We start from the raw sequence: 19,676 nt of genomic DNA, 5'->3' as shown, positions 1-19,676 counted from the left end.
TGTCCATGGAGCGCGAGGATTTACTTTTCGCAGCCGATGCCATCGTGGTCGTTGTCCAGGCCGTAGATGTCCGAACCGATCACAGTCACAGGGCCTCGGACGTATGAGGGACCGTTGCCTTTGCCGCCAGCGCAGTCGACGTCGGAGTCAATCGGCACGCAGGCACCGGCATAGTTCGGGTCGCATTGGCTTTGTGCCGGCGCGACGGGAACCGCCTTGGGTGCCGCGTTCGCGGCTGCCTGGTCGGCTGCAGCTTTGTCGGCCGCGGCCTTCGCTGCAGCTGCCTGGTCGGCAGCCGCCTTGTCCGCGGCCGCCTTGTCCGCTGCTGCCTTTGCCGCTGCGGCTTGGTCAGCTGCCGCCTTGTCTGCAGCTGCCTTATCCGCCACTGCCTTGGCCGACGCGGCACGCTGGTCATTCAGTGCCTGTGCTGTGGCTGAATCCAACCACGTCAGTTTCCCTGTCTGATCCACGGCGCACACGTATGTCTCGCCTGCCAGAACCTGGGTCTTTTTCTCCGCAGAACAGGACGTTCCCGAGATCTTGCTGGGTGTTGGCGTGGGCTTTGGTGATGCGGTGGTGGCCGGCGACCCGCTGGAGCTGCTCACTGAGCTGGCAGTTCCAATCGGTGCGCAGGCCGTCAACAGAATGAACAGTGATCCCATGGCCGCGATGCCAAGTGCTTTGGGCCGAGTACTCCGGCTGGATGCTGACTGTTTTTCGGCGCGCGAAAATTGTTTTTGCAACGTAATGCCCCCTTTTAGTGCGCCGATGCGATGGCGCGTGCTGCGACCATAACACCCGCCTTAAGGGCGAGAGCGAAAAAGTCGCATATTACGTGCCACATGGCTGAGCCTGGCCTGTGCAACCATGGGTGGATGCTTGGTGAGAACGAGACCATGGGAAAGGCTGGGCTTTTCCGTCTCTTGGCAGCGGACTTGCAGGCACTCGGGGCTGGACGGCAGCTCGTTGGCATCGACGGCGTGGATGGCAGTGGCAAATCAACCTTCGCCGAGGGGTTGTCGGAAGCGCTTACGTTGTCCCAGGCCCGCCCGGTCCTGATTATTCACGTCGATGATTTCCTCAATCTTCAGGAAGTCCGACACCGCCGGGGCCGGGCATCGCCCGAGGGATTCTGGCTGGACACATATGACTACGACGCGCTCGAAAAGTACGTCCTCACCCCGCTCGGGAAGGGCGGCGACGGAGTGTATCGTCCGGCAGCTGCGGATGTCCGAAAGGATGTGCCGCTACGCCCCGAACCCCGGAAGGCGCCGGACAACGCGATCATCCTGGTGGAGGGAATGTTCCTCCACCGCGACCGGATGGCCGGCCACTGGGACTACTCCGTTTTCCTCGATGTTCCCTTCGCGGAAACGGCCAGGCGCATGTCCGTCAGGGATGGCAGCAACCCGGATCCTGAACACCCCTCTATGCGCCGCTACGTTGGTGGGCAGCGGCTCTACTTTGAAGAGAGCCGGCCATGGACGCGCGCCTCACGAGTTGTCGACAACACTCTTCCCGAACAGCCCAGGCTGCTGTCTGCAACAGAGGCCGCACAGCGGCAGCGCTGATCAGCGAGCTACGCCCGCGCGTGCCGCTTCCGGTCGGCACCGCCGGTGGTGCCTTCCTCGTCGACAACCACTGACGCGCCCGTACCCAAGCCGCGCACCGTCCACCCGGCGCCCCGCCAGGCTTCTGCGTCCAGTACGTTTCGAGCGTCCAGCACCATCCGGCGTCGTACCAGTGAACCGGCAACAGAAGGCGACAACGCGACGTACTCGTCCCATTCGGTGAGCAGCAGCACCAGTTCGGCGCCTTCGAGGGCACGTTTGGTGGAGGCCTCGAAACGGATCTGCGGGTAGCGGATCCAGGCATTGTTGATGGCTTTGGGGTCGGTGACGGTGACGTGAGCGCCGGCGTCGGCGAGTTGCTGGGCGACGTCCAGGGCGGGGGAGTCGCGGATGTCGTCTGTGTCCGGTTTGAAGGCCGCGCCGAGGATGGTCACTGTGCGGCCGGACAGGAAACCGCGGCACATTTCGCGGGCCACCTCCACCGCGCGGGAACGCTGGTCCAGGTTTACCGAATCAACCAACGCCATCCACTCATCCACGGACGGTACGTCCAGTTCCCGCGCCTGCGCCCGGAAGGAACGGATGTCCTTGGGCAGGCAGCCGCCACCGAAGCCGAGCCCAGCGTGCAGGTAGCGGTTGCCGATACGAGGATCCAGGCCCATCGCCTCACTCAACTCACTCACGTCCGCGCCCGACGCGTCGCACAGCTGGGCCATCGCGTTGATGAAGCTGACCTTCGTGGCCAGGAACGCGTTCGACGCCGACTTGATCAGCTCCGCAGTCGCGAAGTTGCAGACCAGCCGCGGGATGCCGGCGCAGATCAGAGGTTCGTATACCGCATCCAGCACGGCGGTGACGGGCGCCCCCGCAGCGGCGCCCTTGCCACCCGGAACCCCATACACCAGCCGATCGGGCACCAGCGAGTCCTTCACCGCGGTGCCTTGCCGCAGGAACTCCGGATTCCAGCCGAGCAGGACGTCAGAGCGTCGGGCCAGCACCGTGCGAAGCGTTTCCACCGTGCCTACCGGCACAGTCGATTTACCGACGACGGCGGCGCCCTTCGCCAAGTGCGGCAGGAGGCTCTTCGTGGCGCCCATCAGGTACGAGAGGTCCGCGGTGTCCGAGGTCTTGGACTGCGGGGTACCCACGCAGAGAAAGTGCACCTGCGCGTCCGCTGCAGCCGCGAAATCCGTGGTGAACACGAGCCGGCCCGTGGTGCGGCCGTCCTTCAGGAGCTCATCCAGACCCGGTTCATGGAACGGGGCCAGCGCCTTGTTGAGCTGCTCCACCTTGGCGGCATCAACGTCGATGCCCACCACGGTGTGGCCCATGGACGCCAGAGTTGCAGCGTGGACTGCCCCGAGGTAGCCGCAGCCGATCACGGAGATCTTCATGAAGAGGGTCCTTTGCTTGAGGTGAGTTCCGAGGGGCCGGTTGTTTCGCTGGGCACGCCGGAGATGACTTCGTTGTAATGACGGACCAGCTCGGCGCTGAGTACCGGCCACGTCCGGCCCTGGACCGAAGCGGCAGCTGCCGTTGCGAACGCGCGGCGCTTGGCGTCGTCGCCCATCAGGTCCTGGACGTAGGCGCGGAGCTGGGTGAGGTTTCCGGGCTCGTACAGCCAGCCGGTGCGGGAGTTTTCCACCAGGTCCAAGGGGCCGCCGCGACCCGTGGCCACCACCGGAACGCCCGACGCCATGGCTTCCTGGATGGTTTGGCAGAACGTCTCGAACTCTCCGGGGTGGACGAAAAGGTCGAAACCGGCGACGGCCTCCGCCAGGGCTTCGCCGGCGAGGAAACCGGCGAAATGGGCGTTGGGAAGCGCGGCTTGGAGAGCTTCGCGCTGCGGGCCATCGCCGACGACGACCAGCTTGGTGTTCGGCACATCCGCCAGCACGGCGAGATCCTCCACCTGCTTCTCGACGGCGAGCCGGCCGACGTAGCCGATGATGCGCTGACCGTCAGGCGCTACTTTGCTGCGCCACGCCGTCGAACGTTTCGCGGGATTGAAGCGCGCGGTATCCACACCGCGCCGCCACATGTCCACGCGAAGGATGCCGCGTCCGCGCAACTGGTTCAGCGCGAACGTGGACGGCACCAGCGTCCGGGTGGCCAGGAGGTGGATGTTGTCCACGCGGTTCCAGGCCCAGTTCTCCAGGAACGGCACGCCATAACGGCCCGCGTAGCTGGGAACTTCGGTTTGGTAGATCGCGACCGTCGGGATGCCGAGTTGGTGGGCGGCCTGCACGGCGCGCCAGCCGAGGACGAAAGGGGAGGCGAGGTGAACGACGTCGGGCGCGAAATCGGCAAGGATTCGCTTGACCCGATTCACACCACCCAACGCCACCCGCACATTCGTGTAACCGGCCAGCGGCACCGAGGGAAGCCGGTGCACATACGCGCCCTTCTCGACGCTCGAAACATCAGTGTCCGAGGTCGACGGCGCGATCACCATCACCTCATCCCCGCGCTCCTGCAGATGCTCCAGCACCCGCAGTATCGAGTGGGTAACCCCATTCATCAGTGGCAGGAATGATTCGGCGACGATTGCGATCCTCACGCCTCCCACGGTGGTCGCGGCGGGTGGCTTACTGGGTGCGCGGGGGTGGCCTGTGCGGGAAGAGTGGGTTAACAGGTGGGTTGGGTTGGTCTCCGACTCGCAGAAAGCAGGGGGAATCTTGAAGAAAACACTCGCGCTTGGAGTAGGAAAGCCGGAAGCGACTTACTGATGTTCGGCTGGTCGCCCACCCCGCGCCCTCTTCAAATCCTTCCGCAGCCCACGGTTGTCCGCGCGGAGTTCCTCGTTGTGCTCACTCAGCCCACGGTTGTCCTCGCTCAGCCCGCGGTTCTCCTCCTCGAGCTCCAGTACCCGCTTCACGCCGGCCAGGTTCAACCCTTCATCCAGGAGCACCCCGATCCGGCGCAGCGTGGTCAGGTCGTTTTCGCTGTAGCGGCGCGTGCCGCCGTCGGTCCTCTCGGGGGTGAGCAGACCCTTGCGCTCGTACTGCCGGATGTTCTGCTGCCCGGTTCCCACCAGTTCCGCGGCAACTGAGATCGCATAGACCCCTTGCGTGTCCCGGCCACCATCAGTGCCGCCGTCGGACGCTGGGGTGGGCAGGCCGCCGTCGTGCTCCTGGGCAGCAGTCGCGCGATCCGAAACCGCCATTAGAACCTCCGAAATCTTTCAAAAAGCTACTTGCACCACTCTCTCACCAGTGCTATAAAAAATCTATACCAGCCAACACAGATCGAACAGGCTGGAACCTACAACAGAATCAGCATCAAAACCAAAGGAGTGAGAACCCAATGCTGATGCGCACTGACCCGTTCCGCGAATTCGACAGGCTCGCCCAACAGGTTTTTGGCACAACAGCACGCCCGGCCGGAATGCCGATGGATGCATGGCAGGAGGACGGACAATTCGTTGTTGCCTTCGATCTGCCTGGCGTAAGCCCTGATTCGGTGGAGTTGGATGTCGAACGGAACGTCCTGACGGTAAAGGCAGAACGGAAGTCGCCCGCGGGCGAGAACACGGAGATGATTGCCGCCGAGCGCCCGCAGGGTGTCTTCAGCCGGCAACTCATCCTGGGTGACACTTTGGACACCGATGGCGTCCAGGCCAGCTATGACGCCGGGGTACTCACACTCCGCATCCCCGTCGCCGAAAAGGCCAAGCCACGGCGCATTGAAATCACATCCAATGGGCAGAGGCAGGAGATCAACGCATAATCCAGTCCGTCCTGCCGGAAGGCTCACCCGGGGGTGGCCGACCGGCAGGGCAGCGACCGGGAACGACGGAGGCGGCCGCATCGGAAAAGTCGGGCGCAGGCTTCGTGCCACGTCACAGCGTTTCTTAGCGCACATGAAAGCGACCCCCGCCCATCGTCTCCCGATTGATGGCCCCCGGCCCAGGCTGGGGGCCATCGCCTGATCCGCAGCATGAACCGGAACCCGCAGTGAGTACACAACCCGACTACTACGCCACCCTCCACGTGCCGCCGGACGCGACGGCGCGTGAAATCACCCGCGCCTACCGCGCACTGCTGCGAACCCACCACCCGGACACCCGCCAAAAGGTCGACGACGGCGACACCACCTCCGCGGCCGACCTCCAGGAACTGCACGCCATCATGCAGGCGTACGTCGTGTTGTCGGACCCAGGAAAGCGGGAGGCATACGATCGGGCGCGGCGGAGTGGATCCATTGTTGGTGCCGGCGGAACACCCGTGAAGGTCCGGGTGCACAGGCGCGAACCACGGCCTGGGACGAGCGGCGAGCAGTCACCGCTCACCTTTGGGCCCACCCGTTGGGAACCTTCTTCCAGAAACCTGAGAACACCAAGGAGTAATCCATGAGTGCTTGGCGTCCGTATGACGGCCACATCATCCCCGCGTTCTACGAGCGGTTCGAACAACGCTGGGGCAGGGGGACAGCGCCGTTCCTGGACCCGGAAGTCCACGAGCAACCCCTTCCCCGGGCGCAGTGGATCAACCCGGACACCGGTGCCGCGGTCGCCGTCGTCCCCATCTGGACCGACGATCCAGAGCATCGCTCCTTCGGGGTGTTCTATTTGCCGCCGGCAGGTGACATCTGGATGCTGCGCCCCGGACCCACCACGTTCGTGGAACCAAAAGGAGGCGCCAACCAGGAGCAGGTGACACTTCGCAACGACGCCTTCAAGAAGGCCGTCAATCATGCCAAGGAGTTCATCTACGGCCCGCAGCTGTGAGTGAGCGTTCGAGCGTCTTGTGGGTTGCCGCGAGGAGTGAGGTCTCGACCCAAAGGTGTGCTTGCAAAGTGCCGAGAGCCAACCCCTCGGCGAGGTGAGTGCCGACGCCTCGGCCGGCGTCGAGCGTTTATGACCCGCAAACCGATGGCCGCCATGGATACGCATTGACGCCACCCAAATTTGGGTGGCGCGGAACCACAAATGTGGCGCAGGGCAGTTTGGGTGGCGCGGAACCACAAATGTGGCGCAGGGCAGTTTGGGTGGCGTGGAACCACAAATGTGGCGCAGGGCAGTTTGGGTGGCGTGGAACCACAAATGTGGCGCAGGGCAGTTTGGGTGGCGCGGAACCACAAATGTGGCGCAGGGCAGGTTGGGTGGCGTGGAACCACAAATGTGGCGCAGGGCAGGAGGTGTGGCCGCCCCAACCCGGCGGACCGCCGTCGTGGTTGGCGCGAGGGGCGAGGTTTCGACCGAAAGGTGCGCCCCCAAAGTGCTGAGAGCCAACCCCTCGGCGAAAGGTGCGCCCCCAAAGTGCCGAGAGCCAACCCCTCGGCGAAAGGCAGCCCCCAAAGTGCCGAGAGCCAACCCCTCGGCGAAAGGGCGCGTGGGCAAAAGAAGGCTGGTGCAGCCTGGGAAAGAATTCCAAGGCGGCTGCACCAGCTGCTAGTACGACTTTCTGTTAAAAGTTGTGACACCTATCCATTGGCCGCTCCTAGTTCCCGGCTTCGGTTTGTTTCCGGGCTTCAATGTCAGTCAGGGGGTGGTGGTCTGCCCCGGGAGAACACCTCCCATCTTACGGCGACCAGCAGGAAAAAGCGCTGAAATTCGCGGTATTTCAGGGGCGCCTGACGGGGGAGAGCGGCTCGTCGTGGCACGATTGAACACGATGAAACTGCGCGCTGATCAGACCGGAAACCGTGGCCTCCCTATGCCCCTTTGGCTGCAGGGCGGGTTGGAAGCGGCCCAGGCAGCGTTCATTTCGGCCATTGTTGTGCTGCTTCCGCTCGTCGGAGTGTGGGCTACAGACGGTTTCCAGGACCGCGCCGTCGACACCCTCGCACGGCTGGGTGGGCAGGCCTGGTTGCTGATCCACGGGGTGCCGCTGGAACTGGCTCACGTGAACGTGGGCGCCGCGGCTGCGCAGCCGGGGTCGGGACTGTTGTCTTTGATTCCGCTGGGTTTGACCCTCATCCCGTTCCTGCTGGCATGGCGTGCCGGTCGTCGCTTGGCCCGTGCCTCCTACACCGATCAGCTGTGGCAGGCGTTCCTGGGCGCTTTCGTTGTGTACGCGGCGTTCGGCGCAGCCACCGGATTTGTGTGCCGCACACCCGAAGTAGTCGTCAATCTGTGGTTGGCCATGTCCATCCCCTTGATCTCGTTCGGCCTGGGCATGATCGTCGGCGCCCGACGCGAGGCCGGTTCCTGGAGCCGCCTGATCGGTGTCGACGCCGTCGCCTGGCTCTCCAAGACCAGTCAGCATTCACGATGGGCAGGCTCGTATGTCGGCTCAGCACTGAAGGCCGGTTTCGTGGCCGCGATGGCCGCAGTGTGCTTGGCAGCCGTGCTGTTGGCTGTGACCATTGTGTGGCACTGGACGGACATCATCGCAGTCTACGAAGGCCTGCAGGCCGGCGCCTTGGGCGGCGCTGTGCTCACGATCGCCCAACTCGGCTTCCTGCCCAACCTGGTGATCTTCGCTTTGTCATGGTCCTCGGGAGCCGGCTTCTCACTGGGCATCGGCTCCACCGCGGGTCCGCTGGGCACTTCCGTGGGACCACTTCCGGCGGTCCCGATCCTGGGCAGCCTGCCGGCTGGGCAATTGGATTTCGGAGCCATGGCGCTCGCGTTGCCGGTAGTGGCAGGCATCCTGGCCGGCTGGTGGTTCCTCCGTGAAGGCGAAAACCACTTCGACGAGTGGCTTTCCATCAAGATCAAGGCCCGCTGGTTCACGGCCACCGTGTCCACGCTGTTCCTGGGCGCTTTCATTGGTTCCGTCGCGGGCATGCTTGGTGGCGCACTGGCGTGGGTCGCGCGCGGTTCTGCCGGCATAGGGCGGCTCACGGAAATCGGGCCCCACCCGCTGTGGACGGCAGTCTGGCTGGCTGCGGAGGTGGGTATCGGCGTCGTGATTGGCTACGCAGTCGGGCCCTGGCTGGAACGCCGCCAGAAGCTGCGTGAGGCCAACCTGGACGAGGCAGCGTACGACGACGAGCACGCCTGAGCGCGCAGGTCCGGTGTTGCCGGGCTACCTGAGCGAGCCCGGCATGGACTTCTCTAGTTGCGTCAGGCACTGGGTCTTCGCGGACTCCGTCAGTGCTGACCGTGCGCAATCCTGGTACGTGCTGACCTGCTTGAAGAAAAGGGCCGACGTAAGGATGAGCAGGCACATAACGCCGGTCACCACCAGGCCTGAAATGGTCCCGAAGAGAATCAACCGCGGGTGCTTGTACTTGACGGTCCGCACCAGAACCGCGATGCCCAACACCAACGCGGCCAGCGTCAGAATGGCACTCAACCACACGTAATTCACGTTCAGGGAGAACACAAAGAACGCGCCCAAAGCCGACAAAAGGAAAGCGCGGAAGAGGTTCTGGGTCACGCCGAGGGCGGACTTTTCGGCCTCGGAGCGAGGTTGCTGGCTCGGCCGGGGGCCGACGTCGGGATTCATGTTTTCCAGCCTACGCGAGCCGCCCATAAGCTAGTGCAATGCGCATTGTTGTCCTTGTCTCCGGTACCGGTTCCAATCTTCAGGCTGTCATCGACGCCGTGAAGTCGGGTGAACTGGATGTCGAGATCGCCGCTGTGGGCGCCGACCGTCCCGATACCTACGGTGTGGAGCGCTCTGACGAAGCCGGCATTGAGACGTTCGTGGTGAACTTCAACTCGTTCGAAACCCGCGCGGAGTGGGATGCTGCCTTGCGGGACAAGGTCCTGTCCTACAGCCCGGATGTTGTGGTCTCCTCAGGATTCATGCGGATTGTCAGCGCGGACTTCATCGACGCTTTCGGCGGTAAGTACGTCAACACGCACCCGGCCCTGCTGCCGGCATTCCCCGGCGCCCACGGTGTCCGCGACGCCATGGCCTACGGCGTGAAGGTCACAGGCTGCACGGTCCACTGGGCCGACGCCGGCGTGGACACAGGGCCCATCATCGCGCAGGAAGCTGTATCAGTGCTTCCGGACGACACTGAGGAAACCCTGCACGAGCGCATCAAGGTAGTGGAGCGCCGCCTCCTGGTCCAGACCCTCGCCGAACTCGCCGCCGCAGCCAACTGAGCCGGCCCACGCACGGGAACCCCAAGGGCGCCCAAGGGCGCCCACCCCTCGCTGGGTAAACGGGCTAGTCGAGGATCTGCTGCTTGGTCTCCGGGGCGAAGAACGCCATCCAGAGCACGGAGAGCAGCACCAGCCCACCCGCCAGCGCGAACGACGTCGCCAAACCGAACTCCGGCCAGAAGAAGGAAGCAAACACCAACGGGCCGAATCCGGCGCCGATGCGGGAAAACGTAGAAGCCCAGCCGAAGCCGGAGCCACGCAGCTCTGTGGGATACAGCTCGGACACGTAGGCGTACAGGACCGGGATGGCCACCTGCACCACAAAGCCGAACACCAGCAGCCAGAACACGGCTGCGGAGGGCACATCCACCACGAACGCCACAATCACCAGCGTCAACGCGGACAGCGGACCGGTGATGGCGAGGATCCACTTGCGTCCCACACGCTCCACCAGGACTGCGGCCACCACGACGCCCAAAAGCCCGACGGCGGCCATTCCCGCCGTGGTCACGAACGCCTTGTACTCCTCAAACCCCGCGCCGATGAGAATGCGCGGCATCCAGGTCAGCGACAAGTAGTAGACCAGCAGAATGCTGAAGAACAAAGCCCAGGCAGCCGTCGTGATCTTCCAGTTGAACTGCCAGATCCGCTGCAACTGGGTCCACGCGGAACCCGCCGAGAGCCTGGGAGCGGCTTGGGGTTCGGGCAGGCTGTAAGCGCGCGGCTCAGCCCCGGTCGCGTCCACCAGCCCATCGATGACGGCCGCCGCCTCGGCCCGCCGGCCCTTTCGGATCAGGAACAGAGGAGACTCCGGAACACTGCGCCGGATCCAGAAAACCAGCAACGCGGGGAGCACCATGATCAGCATGGTGAGCCGCCAGTCGCCGTAAGCCGCAACCAGCCAGGCCGATACGAACCCGCACAGGGCAGCGCCCACCGGCCACCAACCGTCCATGGCTGTCAGTACCCGGCCACGTTGCTTGCGCGGCGTGAACTCACCCACCAACGCATAGTCCACGGGGATGCAGCCGCCAAGGCCAAAGCCGGCCATGAAGCGGAAGATGCAGAACCACACGATGTCCGGCGAGAACGCACCCAGAACGGTGAAGATGCTGAAGATCAGGAGGGTGGCGGTGAAAGCCTTCTTCCGCCCAATGGTGTCGGCGATAGTGCCCCAGGCGAACGCACCCACGGCCATGCCGATCAGGTTGGCGGTACCGATCCACGCAGCGTCGGCCGGCTGCAGCGACCAGTGCTTGGACAGCAGGGGGATCAGGATGCCGTTGAGCGTGACGTCCCAGGCATCGAACATGAACCCGAGGCCACCGATCAAGAAAATCCTGCCTTGAACCTTCCACCGCCACGGCAGTTCCTGCACTACTTGTTCGCCGCTGGGCACGGCTGTGTATGTATTCATTGGGCCTCCTGCATGCAACTTTATGCGCTGCCGGGCAACGTTACTTCTGGTTCTCGATGGCCCTGCGCAGGAAACCGCCGGCTTCCTCCAGCGCACCCTTGGCCTGACCAGCATCAATGCCCGTCAGGAGCACCAGAATCGCGGCTTTCACCGAGCCGCCCACGGAGTCCAATGCGGCGGCGGCTTCCTGGGCGGAAACCCCGGTGGCGTGCTGGACGGTCCTCTGCGAACGGGCCTGCAGCTTCTCGTTCGTCGCACGCAGGTCCACCATGAGGTTTCCGTAGGTCTTGCCCAGCTTCACCATCACCAGCGTGCTGATCATGTTGAGGACAAGTTTCTGCGCCGTGCCGGAGTTCAACCGGGTGGAGCCGGCGATGAACTCCGGACCCACCACCACCTCGATCGCCGCATCCGCCACATGGCTCACGGCCGAGCCCTTGTTGCACGCCAGCGACGCCGTGAACGCACCGCGCTTCCGGGCTTCCTCCAGCGCGCCGATCACGTACGGGGTCCGCCCGGAGGCAGTGATTCCGACGACGGCGTCCGCCTCGGTCACGTTGATATCGTGCAGGTCGCGTGCGCCGGCCGTTGCGTTGTCCTCGGCGTATTCCACAGGGTGCTGGATCGCTTTGGGTCCGCCTGCGATCAGCCCGACGATGAGTCCCGGCGGGGTGCCGAATGTCGGTGGGCACTCACTGGCATCGAGCACACCCAAACGTCCGGCCGTCCCGGCTCCCACATACAAAAGGCGGCCTCCGCGCTGGAGCCGCTCCGCAACGGCGTCGACGGTGTGCACAATGGCCGGGCTGGCCGCTGCGACGGCGGCGTGTACTCCCGCGCTGTGGGCGAGCATGGCCGCCACGAGTTCTTCGGTGTCCAGGATGTCCAGGTTGTCCAGGCCTTCGGCGGCGGCTTCGGTCTGCAATCCGGCTAGTTCCGAGCGCAGGCCTGCGAGTTTGTCCGCGTCAGTCGGGCCAGTTTGTTCCGTCACGGTGGATGTACCTTTCCTGGATGAGCCCGCGGCGCGTCGCAGCGAGGGCAGCACCGTCCAAGCCATCGCCGAGCGGCGCCACCACCTCAATCCCAGCCGAAGCGAGGGACTTCCGCAAGAGCGCGGCAAAGAAGTCCGATCCCACCACTCCGCCCAGCAATGCCACGCGCCGTGACGTGCCGTCCCCGCCGGAGGCGAGCTCCACGGTGCGGGTCAGGATGCGGCATGCCTCACCGACGATGCCATGCGCGACGGCGTCACCCGCCTCCGCTGCCTGCAGAACCAGCGGCGCGAACCGGGCCATCGCCCGGTAGGGGTTCTCCTGTTCGGCCAACCATCCCGGAAGGAGTTCCGGCGACTCGACCAGCGCCCCTGCCGCGGCCGACAACGACGTGGAGGGACCGCCGTCGTGCGCTTCGAGGACTGCCTGCAGACCCCGCTGGCCGATCCAGCGGCCGCTGCCGCGGTCACCCAGATACGGTCCCCAACCGTCGGCCCGGTGCAGGACCCCGGCTTCATCAAAGCGGAAGGCAACGGCGCCCGTGCCGACAATCAACGTAGTGCCCGGGGCGCCCTGGAGTGCGCCGAGCTGGGCGGCCGTGGCATCGGACAGGACAGCTGCGGGGACGCTGAAGCGCTGCGACAACAGGGTGGCCAGTTCCTGGGCCTTCGTCTCGGAAGCTGCCACGCCCGCTACGGCCGCCCCGACGCTGGTGACCGCACCGAGGGGAAGAGCGGGCGGAAGCAGGGCGACAGTTTCAAGGAGCAGCTCGAACGCCAGTGTGGGGCCATTCTCCACGTGGACGCCGGGAAAACCGTGTTGGTCTGCGGCGCCCAGCAGCTCAGTTCCGCGGCGCAATTCCACGCGGCAGCGGCTCTTTCCTACATCGGCAACAAGAACGACATCGTTGGGCGCTTCCATGGCTCAACCCTATGTTGCATGTCGTTGTGGGGCCGGCTTTGCGTGCCATTGTTCGGATATCAGGCGCAGACCGGGCCTCACAACGCCCTGTGGAGGAGGGGTCGCCCCGGCTCGGAGGGACGAATCTGTGGATAACTGAATGTTGGATATCGTTTTTCGGGAGCATGGTTGAATGCGAAATCCGACACCCTTGCCAGCCTCCCTCGATCCCGGTGGCTTCCTCGTGAAAGACGCCTACGCCGAGGGAGTCCCGCGATGGCGCCTTCAGGCCGGCGACCTCATCACCCCCAGCAGGGGCATACGAGTGCCAAGAACCGGCGAGCCCGACCTTGAGTTGCTGGGCCGGTTGCACTCCTCAGTGACGCCACGGAGCGCCGTGAGCCATGTGACCGCCGCGCTTCTGTGGTCCATTCCGCTGCCCCTTTATCTGGAAGAGGAAGGCCGCAGCGGCCTGATCCATGTCACTCGACGCCAGGAGATAGGCCGCGTAAAACGTCGGGGAGTGGTTGGGCATCGGGCTCCACTCCTGGCCAGGGATGTCCGGGCCTTCAAGGGCATCAATCTGACATCTCCGGAGTGGACGTGGGTGGATCTCGCGCGACACATGGGCCGGGCTTCCCTCGTAGCCTCCGGCGACTACTTGCTGGCGCGGACGAACCCGCTTTCTTCGATCGATGCCATCCAGGAAGTCATTGACCGGCGCCCCAAGGTTAAGGGAATCCGGATGGCTCGAGAGGTCCTGCCGCTGTTGCGCCCAGGAGTCGACTCACCGCAGGAGTCCCGCTTGCGCGTGATGATCGACGACGCCGGTCTGCCTGAGCCGGCGGTTACCCGGCCGATCTTCGACGAGCGTGGAATCTACATTTCCACGCCCGACCTGCAGTACGAGGAGTACAAGATTGCTCTCGAATATGAAGGTGACCATCATCGGAGTGACCCGGTGCAATGGGGTAAGGACATTGAACGTGATGATCGGCTCCGGGCCATGGGGTGGATCGTGCTGAGGTTCTCGCAGGTCCAGATGAATGCCGGCTGGGCACATTCCGAGCGGAAGATCAGGGATGCCCTGAGTTCGCGCGGGTGGCTGCGACTGCCGTCGTGAGTTGTGGGGCTTGGTGTGCGTTCCATGTCGGAAGGATGGCGTGTAGAGCGGGCCCCGCAACGGGGGGGCCGAGTTTGTGGGGCCTGGTGTGCGTTCCATGTGGGAAGGATGGCGCGCAGAGCGGGCCCCGCAACGGGGGTGCCGCAATCCAGGAGCGAAGACGCAAAAGCGGGGTGCCAACGAAACACGATAAACTCTCCGTATCCCCACCACCCGCGACATCTACGCGAACTAAGACGGAGACTTTTGTGAGCTTGACGCAGCTTGACCGTGTTCCCATCCGCCGTGCACTGATCTCGGTTTACGACAAGACGGGACTGGAGGAGCTCGCGAAGGGCCTGCACGCAGCAGGCGTCGCCATTGTTTCCACCGGCTCCACCGCCAAGAAGATTGCCGCCGCAGGCATCCCGGTCAAGGAAGTCGAAGAAGTCACCGGCTCCCCGGAAATGCTGGACGGCCGGGTCAAGACCCTGCACCCCCGCGTGCACGGCGGCATCCTGGCCGACCGTCGCGTTCCGGCGCACATGGACACCCTTGCCGGCATGGAGATCGAAACCTTCGACCTCGTGGTGGTGAACCTGTACCCGTTCGTCGAGACCGTGAAGTCCGGCGCGGCGCAGGATGACGTCGTGGAGCAGATCGACATCGGCGGCCCCGCCATGGTGCGTTCGGCCGCGAAGAACCACGCCGCCGTCGCCATCGTCACGGACCCGAACTTCTACGGTGCCGTTGTCGACGCCGCTGCGCACGGCGGTTTCGACCTGAACACCCGTCGCCGCCTGGCTGCCAAGGCCTTCGCGCACACGGCCAGCTACGACAACGCTGTTGCCTCCTGGACCGCCAGCCAGTTCCTGGACGAAGACGGCGACGGCGTCATTGACTGGCCCGCCTACGCCGGCTTGGCCTTGGAGCGCTCCGAGGTCCTCCGCTACGGCGAAAACCCGCACCAGCAGGCTGCCCTCTACGTGGACAAGGCCGCTCCGGCGGGCATTGCCCAGGCCGACCAGCTGCACGGCAAGGCAATGAGCTACAACAACTTCGTCGACGCCGATGCCGCCCTCCGCGCAGCGTTCGACTTCGCCGAGCCGGCTGTCGCAGTGGTCAAGCACGCCAACCCGTGCGGTGTCGCCGTCGGTTCCGCTGACGCGGCCGACCCGATCGCTGACGCCCACGCCAAGGCACACGCCTGCGACCCCGTCTCCGCTTTCGGTGGCGTCATCGCTGCCAACCGCACCGTGACTGCAGGCATGGCCCGCACCGTTGCCGACATCTTCACCGAGGTCGTCATCGCACCTGACTTCGAGCCCGAAGCCGTGGAGATCCTCTCCAAGAAGAAGAACATCCGCCTGCTCGCCCTGCCCGAGGGCTATGGCCGCTACCCGTCCGAGATGCGCCAGGTTTCCGGTGGTGTCCTGGTCCAGATGAGCGACAAAGTGGACGCCGAGGGCGACAACCCCGCCAACTGGACCCTCGCTGCCGGCGAAGCCGCTGACGCCGCCACCCTCGCGGACCTCGCATTTGCCTGGACTGCCTGCCGCGCTGCCAAGTCCAACGCCATCCTGATCGCCAACCACGGTGCTGCCGTGGGCATCGGCATGGGCCAGGTCAACCGCCTGGACTCCTGCCGCCTTGCCGTGGAGCGCGCCAACACGCTGGGCGTCCAGGTGGAGTCCGACGTCGAAGGTGCCGGCGGCGCGTCCAACGCCAGCGGTGCCAACGCACCGGAACGCGCACGCGGCGCGGTTGCAGCCTCCGACGCGTTCTTCCCGTTCGCTGACGGCCTGCAGATCCTGATCGACGCCGGAGTCCGCGCCGTCGTCCAGCCCGGTGGCTCGGTCCGCGACGAGGAAGTCATCGCCGCAGCCAACGCTGCCGGCATCACGATGTACTTCACCGGCGCACGCCACTTCTTCCACTAGTCCCCACCGCCGCCCCAACCTCGCTGCGCTTCGGCCAGGGAACCCGGGCGGCGTGGGCCCACCACGGAAACGGCGGCCGCCCCCGGAAGGGGACGGCCGCCGTCGTTGTTAACAGGGACTTGCTACATCAGTTACGAAGCCGCAGCGGTGTTGTAGGTGGACTGGATTACTGTGCCCCAGTAAGGGCCGTACATGGTGCTGGAGTTGCTGCCGTAGCCGTAGCTGTTGACGGAGTTCTGGTAGCCGCTGGAGCTGTTGCCGATGAACCACGGACCGCCCGAGGAACCACCGGTCATGTTGCAGGGGATGCCCTGCGTGGCGAACTGCGGGTTGTAGGGATCGTTGGTGGCGGTGCCGGAGCAGCTCTTCAGCGATTCGCCGTTGAAGGGTGAGGCTGCCGGGTAGCCGAAGGACTTGTAGCTCAGGCCGCGGGCGGCGTTGAACTGGACACCGGAGGAGCCCACGACGTCGGCGAGCTTCTGGCCGTTGAGGGTGTTCATGACGGCGAAGGCGGTGTCGTACTGCATGTTGCCGTTCGATGCCCACTGGGTGGGGGCGTACAGCGCCTTTGCCGTCCACTTCCCGTAGGGTGCTGCACCGTTGAGGTAGGCGGGCACGAAGACGAAGTTGGTTGCGTAGGCGCCCGGACCCTCGTTGAGGCAGTGGCCGGCGGTGGAAACTGTGCTCTTGTTGGCCGCTGTCACGGAGTTGCCGGAGCAGACGTAGTTGGAGCCGCCCAGGGTGAAGAAGATCTTGCCGATGTGCTTGACCGGCGTTTCGCTTTGGTTGACCTTCCGGTCGATCGTGGTGGAGTCGGTGGCCGCAGGCTGGCCGGCGATGCTGCTGATGGCGCCCGGGGCTTCGGTGGCGGGCGCTTTGCCCAGGTTGAGGAGCCGGCCGCGTTCCAGTGCCTTTGCGGCCAGGATGTCGCCGGACTTGGCGTTCTTCATGCGTTCCGGTGTCCAGTAATCTGCAGCGCCGGCGTCGGAGACTGCATGGCTGCTGACCGCTGCGCCGCTGGTGTCCGCGTCCTTTGACGGTGCTGCGTTGGCGCTGGTTGTTCCTACCAGCGCCAGGATTGCGGCAGCGGACAGACTCAGCAGGCTTGTGGCCAGGGTCTTGGTTTTTGTCACGTTGTTCCTACCTATCGAGGGAGTGAGGCGGCCAGTGATGGCGACCGCCGACTGACGGAATCGAAGCTACCCAACGTATGACAAGTTTGTAAAGAGATGTTTCAGAGTTTGTGATAATTTGCTGTCATTTCTTTGTCGTGCTGTGGGGAGGAGTACACGACGGCGGCAGGCAGCTGTGGCGGCCAGGTCGCCGTCGGGGGTAAATCGCTTTCCCGGGCGGTAACCCAGAGAGTGATCCCGGACACGAAGAGCCGCCTAAGCGGTCTACTCGGGTAAGTTAGGAGTGTTGAAATCTGCAGACTTTCAGGGAGAACCCCGCCAATGGCCAAGATTATCTATACCCACACAGACGAAGCGCCGATGCTGGCAACCTACTCATTCCTGCCGATTGTGGAAGCGTATGCCTCGACCGCAGGTGTAGAGGTGGAGACCCGCGATATTTCGCTGGCCGGCCGCATCATCGCCGTCTTCGGCGATTTCCTGACCGAAGAGCAGCGCACGGGCAACGCCCTTGCCGAACTTGGTGAACTGGCAAAGCAGCCGGAAGCCAACATCATCAAGCTGCCCAACATCAGCGCCTCCGTGCCGCAGCTCAAGGCTGCCATCGCCGAGCTCCAGGCCCAGGGCTTCGCCCTCCCGGACTACCCGGACAACCCCTCCTCGGACACCGAGACGGACATCCGCTCGCGCTACGACAAGATCAAGGGTTCCGCCGTGAACCCGGTGCTGCGCGAAGGCAACTCCGACCGCCGCGCACCCCTGTCGGTCAAGAACTACGCCCGCCAGAACCCGCACTCCATGGGTGCCTGGTCCGCTGACTCCAAGACCAACGTCGCCACCATGGGCCAGAACGATTTCCGCTCCAACGAGAAGTCCGTCGTCCTCGACGCCGCCGACTCCCTCAGCGTCCAGCTGGTCCGTGAAGACGGCACCACCAAGGTCCTCAAGAAGGACTTCCCGGTCCTGGCCGGCGAAGTTGTTGACGCCACCGTCCTGCGCGCCGACGCCCTGGACGAGTTCCTCAAAGCACAGGTTGCCCGCGCCAAGGAAGAGGGCATCCTCTTCTCCGCACACCTGAAAGCCACCATGATGAAGGTCTCCGACCCCATCATCTTCGGCCACGTGGTCAAGGCTTACTTCTCCGAGCTGTTCGACACCTACGGCAAGCAGCTCGCAGCCGCCGGCATCAGCCCGAACAACGGCCTCGCAGCCATCCTGAGCGGCCTGGAAGACCTGCCGGAGGACGTCCGCGAAGGCGTCAAGGCAGCCATCACCAAGGGCCTTGAAGAGGGTCCCGCGCTGGCAATGGTTGATTCCGACAAGGGCATCACCAGCCTCCACGTTCCCTCGGACATCATCGTTGACGCCTCCATGCCGGCCATGATCCGCTCCTCCGGCCACATGTGGGGCCCGGACGGCAAGGAAGCCGACACTCTGGCCGTCATCCCGGACAGCTCCTACGCCGGCGTGTACCAGGTTGTGCTGGACGACTGCCGTGCCAACGGTGCGTTCGACCCCACGACCATGGGCACTGTCCCCAACGTGGGCCTCATGGCGCAGGCAGCCGAGGAATATGGCAGCCACGACAAGACCTTCGAGATCCAGGCAGCGGGCACCGTCCAGCTCGTGGACAGCAAGGGCAACGTCCTGACCGAACACCAGGTCTTCCCCGGTGACATCTGGCGCGCTTGCCAGACCAAGGACATCCCCGTCCGCGACTGGGTCAAGCTGGCTGTCACCCGTGCACGCGCTTCCCAGACCCCGGCAGTGTTCTGGCTGGACGAGGGCCGCGCACACGACGCCAACCTCATCGCCAAGGTCAACGAGTACCTCAAGGACCACGACACCGAGGGCCTTGAAATCAAGATTCTCTCCCCGGTTGAGGCCACGGCCTTCACCCTGGAGCGCATCCGCAAGGGCGAAGACACCATCTCCGTCACGGGCAACGTCCTCCGCGACTACCTCACGGACCTGTTCCCGATCCTCGAGCTCGGCACCAGCGCCAAGATGCTCTCCATCGTTCCGCTCATCAACGGTGGCGGCCTGTTCGAGACCGGCGCCGGCGGCTCCGCTCCCAAGCACGTCCAGCAGCTGGTCAAGGAAAACCACCTCCGCTGGGACAGCCTTGGCGAGTTCCTGGCCCTGGCCGTGAGCTTCGAGCACCTGGCCACCACCACCGGCAACGCACGGGCACAGGTTCTTGCTGACACGCTGGACCGCGCCACGGGCACATTCCTGCTGGAAAACAAGTCCCCGCGCCGCAGCGTCGGCGAGCTCGACAACCGTGGAAGCCACTTCTACCTGGCCATGTACTGGGCACAGGAACTGGCCAAGCAGACCGAGGACGCCGAGTTGGCCAAGGACTTCGCCGGTATCGCCGAAGCCCTGACCTCCAACGAGGAGACCATCGTCGGTGAGCTGGCAGCCGTGCAGGGTCCCGCCGTCGACCTCGGCGGTTACTACCGTCCGGACGCCGCCAAGGCTGCCGAGATCATGCGCCCGTCGGCTACGTTCAACAAGGTCGTTGCGACCCTGAAGTAGTCACCGCGAAAAGACCCCGCGAGCATCACGCTTGCGGGGTCTTTTTCGTCCCCCCATTGGAGTTTTTGTACACAT

Annotated in this window: 18 protein-coding genes; 9 read left to right on the top strand and 9 right to left on the bottom strand. The window is 64.6% G+C overall.

From position 1 onward, the window contains the following. Positions 1-20: 20 nt before the first annotated feature. Positions 21-605, bottom strand: a complete 585-nt coding sequence (locus tag AB4Y81_RS09915) for a hypothetical protein (protein WP_441995735.1) — start codon at positions 603-605, stop codon at positions 21-23. 270 nt (positions 606-875) lie between these two features. On the opposite strand from AB4Y81_RS09915, the gene AB4Y81_RS09910 reads away from it, so the two are divergent. Continuing rightward, positions 876-1,571: a uridine kinase gene (locus tag AB4Y81_RS09910; RefSeq protein WP_441995734.1), complete on the top strand. Its 696-nt coding sequence runs from the start codon at positions 876-878 to the stop codon at positions 1,569-1,571. An 8-nt stretch (positions 1,572-1,579) separates the two neighbouring features. Here the strand turns inward: AB4Y81_RS09910 and AB4Y81_RS09905 are convergent, their stop codons facing one another. The 3 genes from AB4Y81_RS09905 to AB4Y81_RS09895 all read right to left on the bottom strand — a co-directional run bounded on the left by AB4Y81_RS09905 (position 1,580) and on the right by AB4Y81_RS09895 (position 4,737). Further along, positions 1,580-2,965 carry a UDP-glucose dehydrogenase family protein gene (locus tag AB4Y81_RS09905; RefSeq protein ID WP_441995733.1) on the bottom strand — a complete coding sequence of 462 codons (1,386 nt, stop codon included), beginning with the start codon at positions 2,963-2,965 and terminating at the stop codon, positions 1,580-1,582. Further along, positions 2,962-4,131: a glycosyltransferase family 4 protein gene (locus tag AB4Y81_RS09900; RefSeq protein WP_441995732.1), complete on the bottom strand. Its 1,170-nt coding sequence runs from the start codon at positions 4,129-4,131 to the stop codon at positions 2,962-2,964. The genes AB4Y81_RS09905 and AB4Y81_RS09900 overlap by 4 nt, the downstream gene beginning before the upstream one ends. Positions 4,132-4,293: 162 nt before the next feature. Continuing rightward, positions 4,294-4,737, bottom strand: a complete 444-nt coding sequence (locus AB4Y81_RS09895; RefSeq protein ID WP_082499773.1) for a MerR family transcriptional regulator — start codon at positions 4,735-4,737, stop codon at positions 4,294-4,296. A gap of 140 nt (positions 4,738-4,877) precedes the next feature. Here AB4Y81_RS09895 and AB4Y81_RS09890 point away from each other — a divergent pair, with 140 nt between their 5' ends. From AB4Y81_RS09890 to AB4Y81_RS09875, 4 genes are all read left to right on the top strand, one after another. Further along, positions 4,878-5,300, top strand: a complete 423-nt coding sequence (locus AB4Y81_RS09890; protein ID WP_018777201.1) for an Hsp20/alpha crystallin family protein — start codon at positions 4,878-4,880, stop codon at positions 5,298-5,300. Between the two features lie 227 nt (positions 5,301-5,527). Then, on the top strand, positions 5,528-5,926 hold the full coding sequence (locus AB4Y81_RS09885) for a J domain-containing protein (RefSeq protein ID WP_416429154.1): 399 nt from the start codon (positions 5,528-5,530) through the stop codon (positions 5,924-5,926). Further along, a complete protein-coding gene (locus tag AB4Y81_RS09880; protein ID WP_018777203.1) occupies positions 5,923-6,300 on the top strand; it encodes a hypothetical protein in 378 nt (125 codons plus the stop codon). The genes AB4Y81_RS09885 and AB4Y81_RS09880 overlap by 4 nt, the downstream gene beginning before the upstream one ends. A gap of 886 nt (positions 6,301-7,186) precedes the next feature. Beyond that, positions 7,187-8,521: a cell division protein PerM gene (locus AB4Y81_RS09875; protein ID WP_441995794.1), complete on the top strand. Its 1,335-nt coding sequence runs from the start codon at positions 7,187-7,189 to the stop codon at positions 8,519-8,521. A gap of 24 nt (positions 8,522-8,545) precedes the next feature. Here the strand turns inward: AB4Y81_RS09875 and AB4Y81_RS09870 are convergent, their stop codons facing one another. Next, positions 8,546-8,995, bottom strand: a complete 450-nt coding sequence (locus AB4Y81_RS09870; RefSeq protein ID WP_026267087.1) for a hypothetical protein — start codon at positions 8,993-8,995, stop codon at positions 8,546-8,548. A gap of 11 nt (positions 8,996-9,006) precedes the next feature. Between AB4Y81_RS09870 and purN the strand changes: the two genes are divergently transcribed. Beyond that, positions 9,007-9,576, top strand: a complete 570-nt coding sequence (gene purN, locus AB4Y81_RS09865) for a phosphoribosylglycinamide formyltransferase (protein ID WP_039240237.1) — start codon at positions 9,007-9,009, stop codon at positions 9,574-9,576. Positions 9,577-9,640: 64 nt separating this feature from the next. On the opposite strand, the gene AB4Y81_RS09860 is transcribed toward purN, so the two are convergent. Genes AB4Y81_RS09860 through AB4Y81_RS09850 form a run of 3 tightly spaced genes read right to left on the bottom strand, consistent with a single transcriptional unit; the run spans position 9,641 to position 12,906 of the window. Next, a complete protein-coding gene (locus tag AB4Y81_RS09860) occupies positions 9,641-10,993 on the bottom strand; it encodes an MFS transporter (protein WP_018777207.1) in 1,353 nt (450 codons plus the stop codon). A 40-nt stretch (positions 10,994-11,033) separates the two neighbouring features. After that, positions 11,034-11,984, bottom strand: coding sequence for an N-acetylmuramic acid 6-phosphate etherase (gene murQ, locus AB4Y81_RS09855; RefSeq protein ID WP_416429148.1), 951 nt, complete (start codon positions 11,982-11,984; stop codon positions 11,034-11,036). Beyond that, positions 11,959-12,906 (bottom strand): N-acetylglucosamine kinase, encoded by a 948-nt coding sequence (locus AB4Y81_RS09850; RefSeq protein WP_431230297.1) that lies wholly within the window; start codon positions 12,904-12,906, stop codon positions 11,959-11,961. Before AB4Y81_RS09850 ends, murQ begins: the two co-directional genes overlap by 26 nt. Positions 12,907-13,078: 172 nt before the next feature. On the opposite strand from AB4Y81_RS09850, the gene AB4Y81_RS09845 reads away from it, so the two are divergent. After that, positions 13,079-14,008 (top strand): endonuclease domain-containing protein, encoded by a 930-nt coding sequence (locus tag AB4Y81_RS09845; protein WP_441995731.1) that lies wholly within the window; start codon positions 13,079-13,081, stop codon positions 14,006-14,008. Positions 14,009-14,256: 248 nt separating this feature from the next. Then, a complete protein-coding gene (gene purH, locus AB4Y81_RS09840; RefSeq protein ID WP_018777211.1) occupies positions 14,257-15,927 on the top strand; it encodes a bifunctional phosphoribosylaminoimidazolecarboxamide formyltransferase/IMP cyclohydrolase in 1,671 nt (556 codons plus the stop codon). Positions 15,928-16,058: 131 nt separating this feature from the next. Here the strand turns inward: purH and AB4Y81_RS09835 are convergent, their stop codons facing one another. Continuing rightward, a complete protein-coding gene (locus AB4Y81_RS09835; protein WP_018777212.1) occupies positions 16,059-17,060 on the bottom strand; it encodes a trypsin-like serine peptidase in 1,002 nt (333 codons plus the stop codon). 321 nt (positions 17,061-17,381) lie between these two features. Here AB4Y81_RS09835 and AB4Y81_RS09830 point away from each other — a divergent pair, with 321 nt between their 5' ends. Next, complete coding sequence (locus AB4Y81_RS09830; RefSeq protein WP_110504319.1) at positions 17,382-19,601, top strand: NADP-dependent isocitrate dehydrogenase; 2,220 nt, start codon at positions 17,382-17,384, stop codon at positions 19,599-19,601. The last annotated feature ends 75 nt before the right edge of the window (positions 19,602-19,676 follow it).

The sequence above is a fragment of the Paenarthrobacter sp. TAF1 genome (genome assembly GCF_052113825.1).
Lineage (GTDB): Bacteria > Actinomycetota > Actinomycetes > Actinomycetales > Micrococcaceae > Arthrobacter > Arthrobacter nicotinovorans.
This window is presented reverse-complemented; position numbering and strand designations above follow the sequence as displayed.

Bases quoted from the DNA above. Each gene is read 5' to 3' on its own strand.
- AB4Y81_RS09910 (WP_441995734.1), top strand. From the start codon at position 876: ATGCTTGGTGAGAACGAGACCATGGGAAAGGCTGGGCTTTTCCGTCTC.
- AB4Y81_RS09905 (WP_441995733.1), bottom strand. From the start codon at position 2,965: ATGAAGATCTCCGTGATCGGCTGCGGCTACCTCGGGGCAGTCCACGCT.
- AB4Y81_RS09895 (WP_082499773.1), bottom strand. From the start codon at position 4,737: ATGGCGGTTTCGGATCGCGCGACTGCTGCCCAGGAGCACGACGGCGGC.
- AB4Y81_RS09890 (WP_018777201.1), top strand. From the start codon at position 4,878: ATGCTGATGCGCACTGACCCGTTCCGCGAATTCGACAGGCTCGCCCAA.
- AB4Y81_RS09880 (WP_018777203.1), top strand. From the start codon at position 5,923: ATGAGTGCTTGGCGTCCGTATGACGGCCACATCATCCCCGCGTTCTAC.
- AB4Y81_RS09875 (WP_441995794.1), top strand. From the start codon at position 7,187: ATGAAACTGCGCGCTGATCAGACCGGAAACCGTGGCCTCCCTATGCCC.
- AB4Y81_RS09870 (WP_026267087.1), bottom strand. From the start codon at position 8,995: ATGGGCGGCTCGCGTAGGCTGGAAAACATGAATCCCGACGTCGGCCCC.
- purN (WP_039240237.1), top strand. From the start codon at position 9,007: ATGCGCATTGTTGTCCTTGTCTCCGGTACCGGTTCCAATCTTCAGGCT.
- AB4Y81_RS09860 (WP_018777207.1), bottom strand. From the start codon at position 10,993: ATGAATACATACACAGCCGTGCCCAGCGGCGAACAAGTAGTGCAGGAA.
- AB4Y81_RS09850 (WP_431230297.1), bottom strand. From the start codon at position 12,906: ATGGAAGCGCCCAACGATGTCGTTCTTGTTGCCGATGTAGGAAAGAGC.
- AB4Y81_RS09845 (WP_441995731.1), top strand. From the start codon at position 13,079: ATGCGAAATCCGACACCCTTGCCAGCCTCCCTCGATCCCGGTGGCTTC.
- AB4Y81_RS09830 (WP_110504319.1), top strand. From the start codon at position 17,382: ATGGCCAAGATTATCTATACCCACACAGACGAAGCGCCGATGCTGGCA.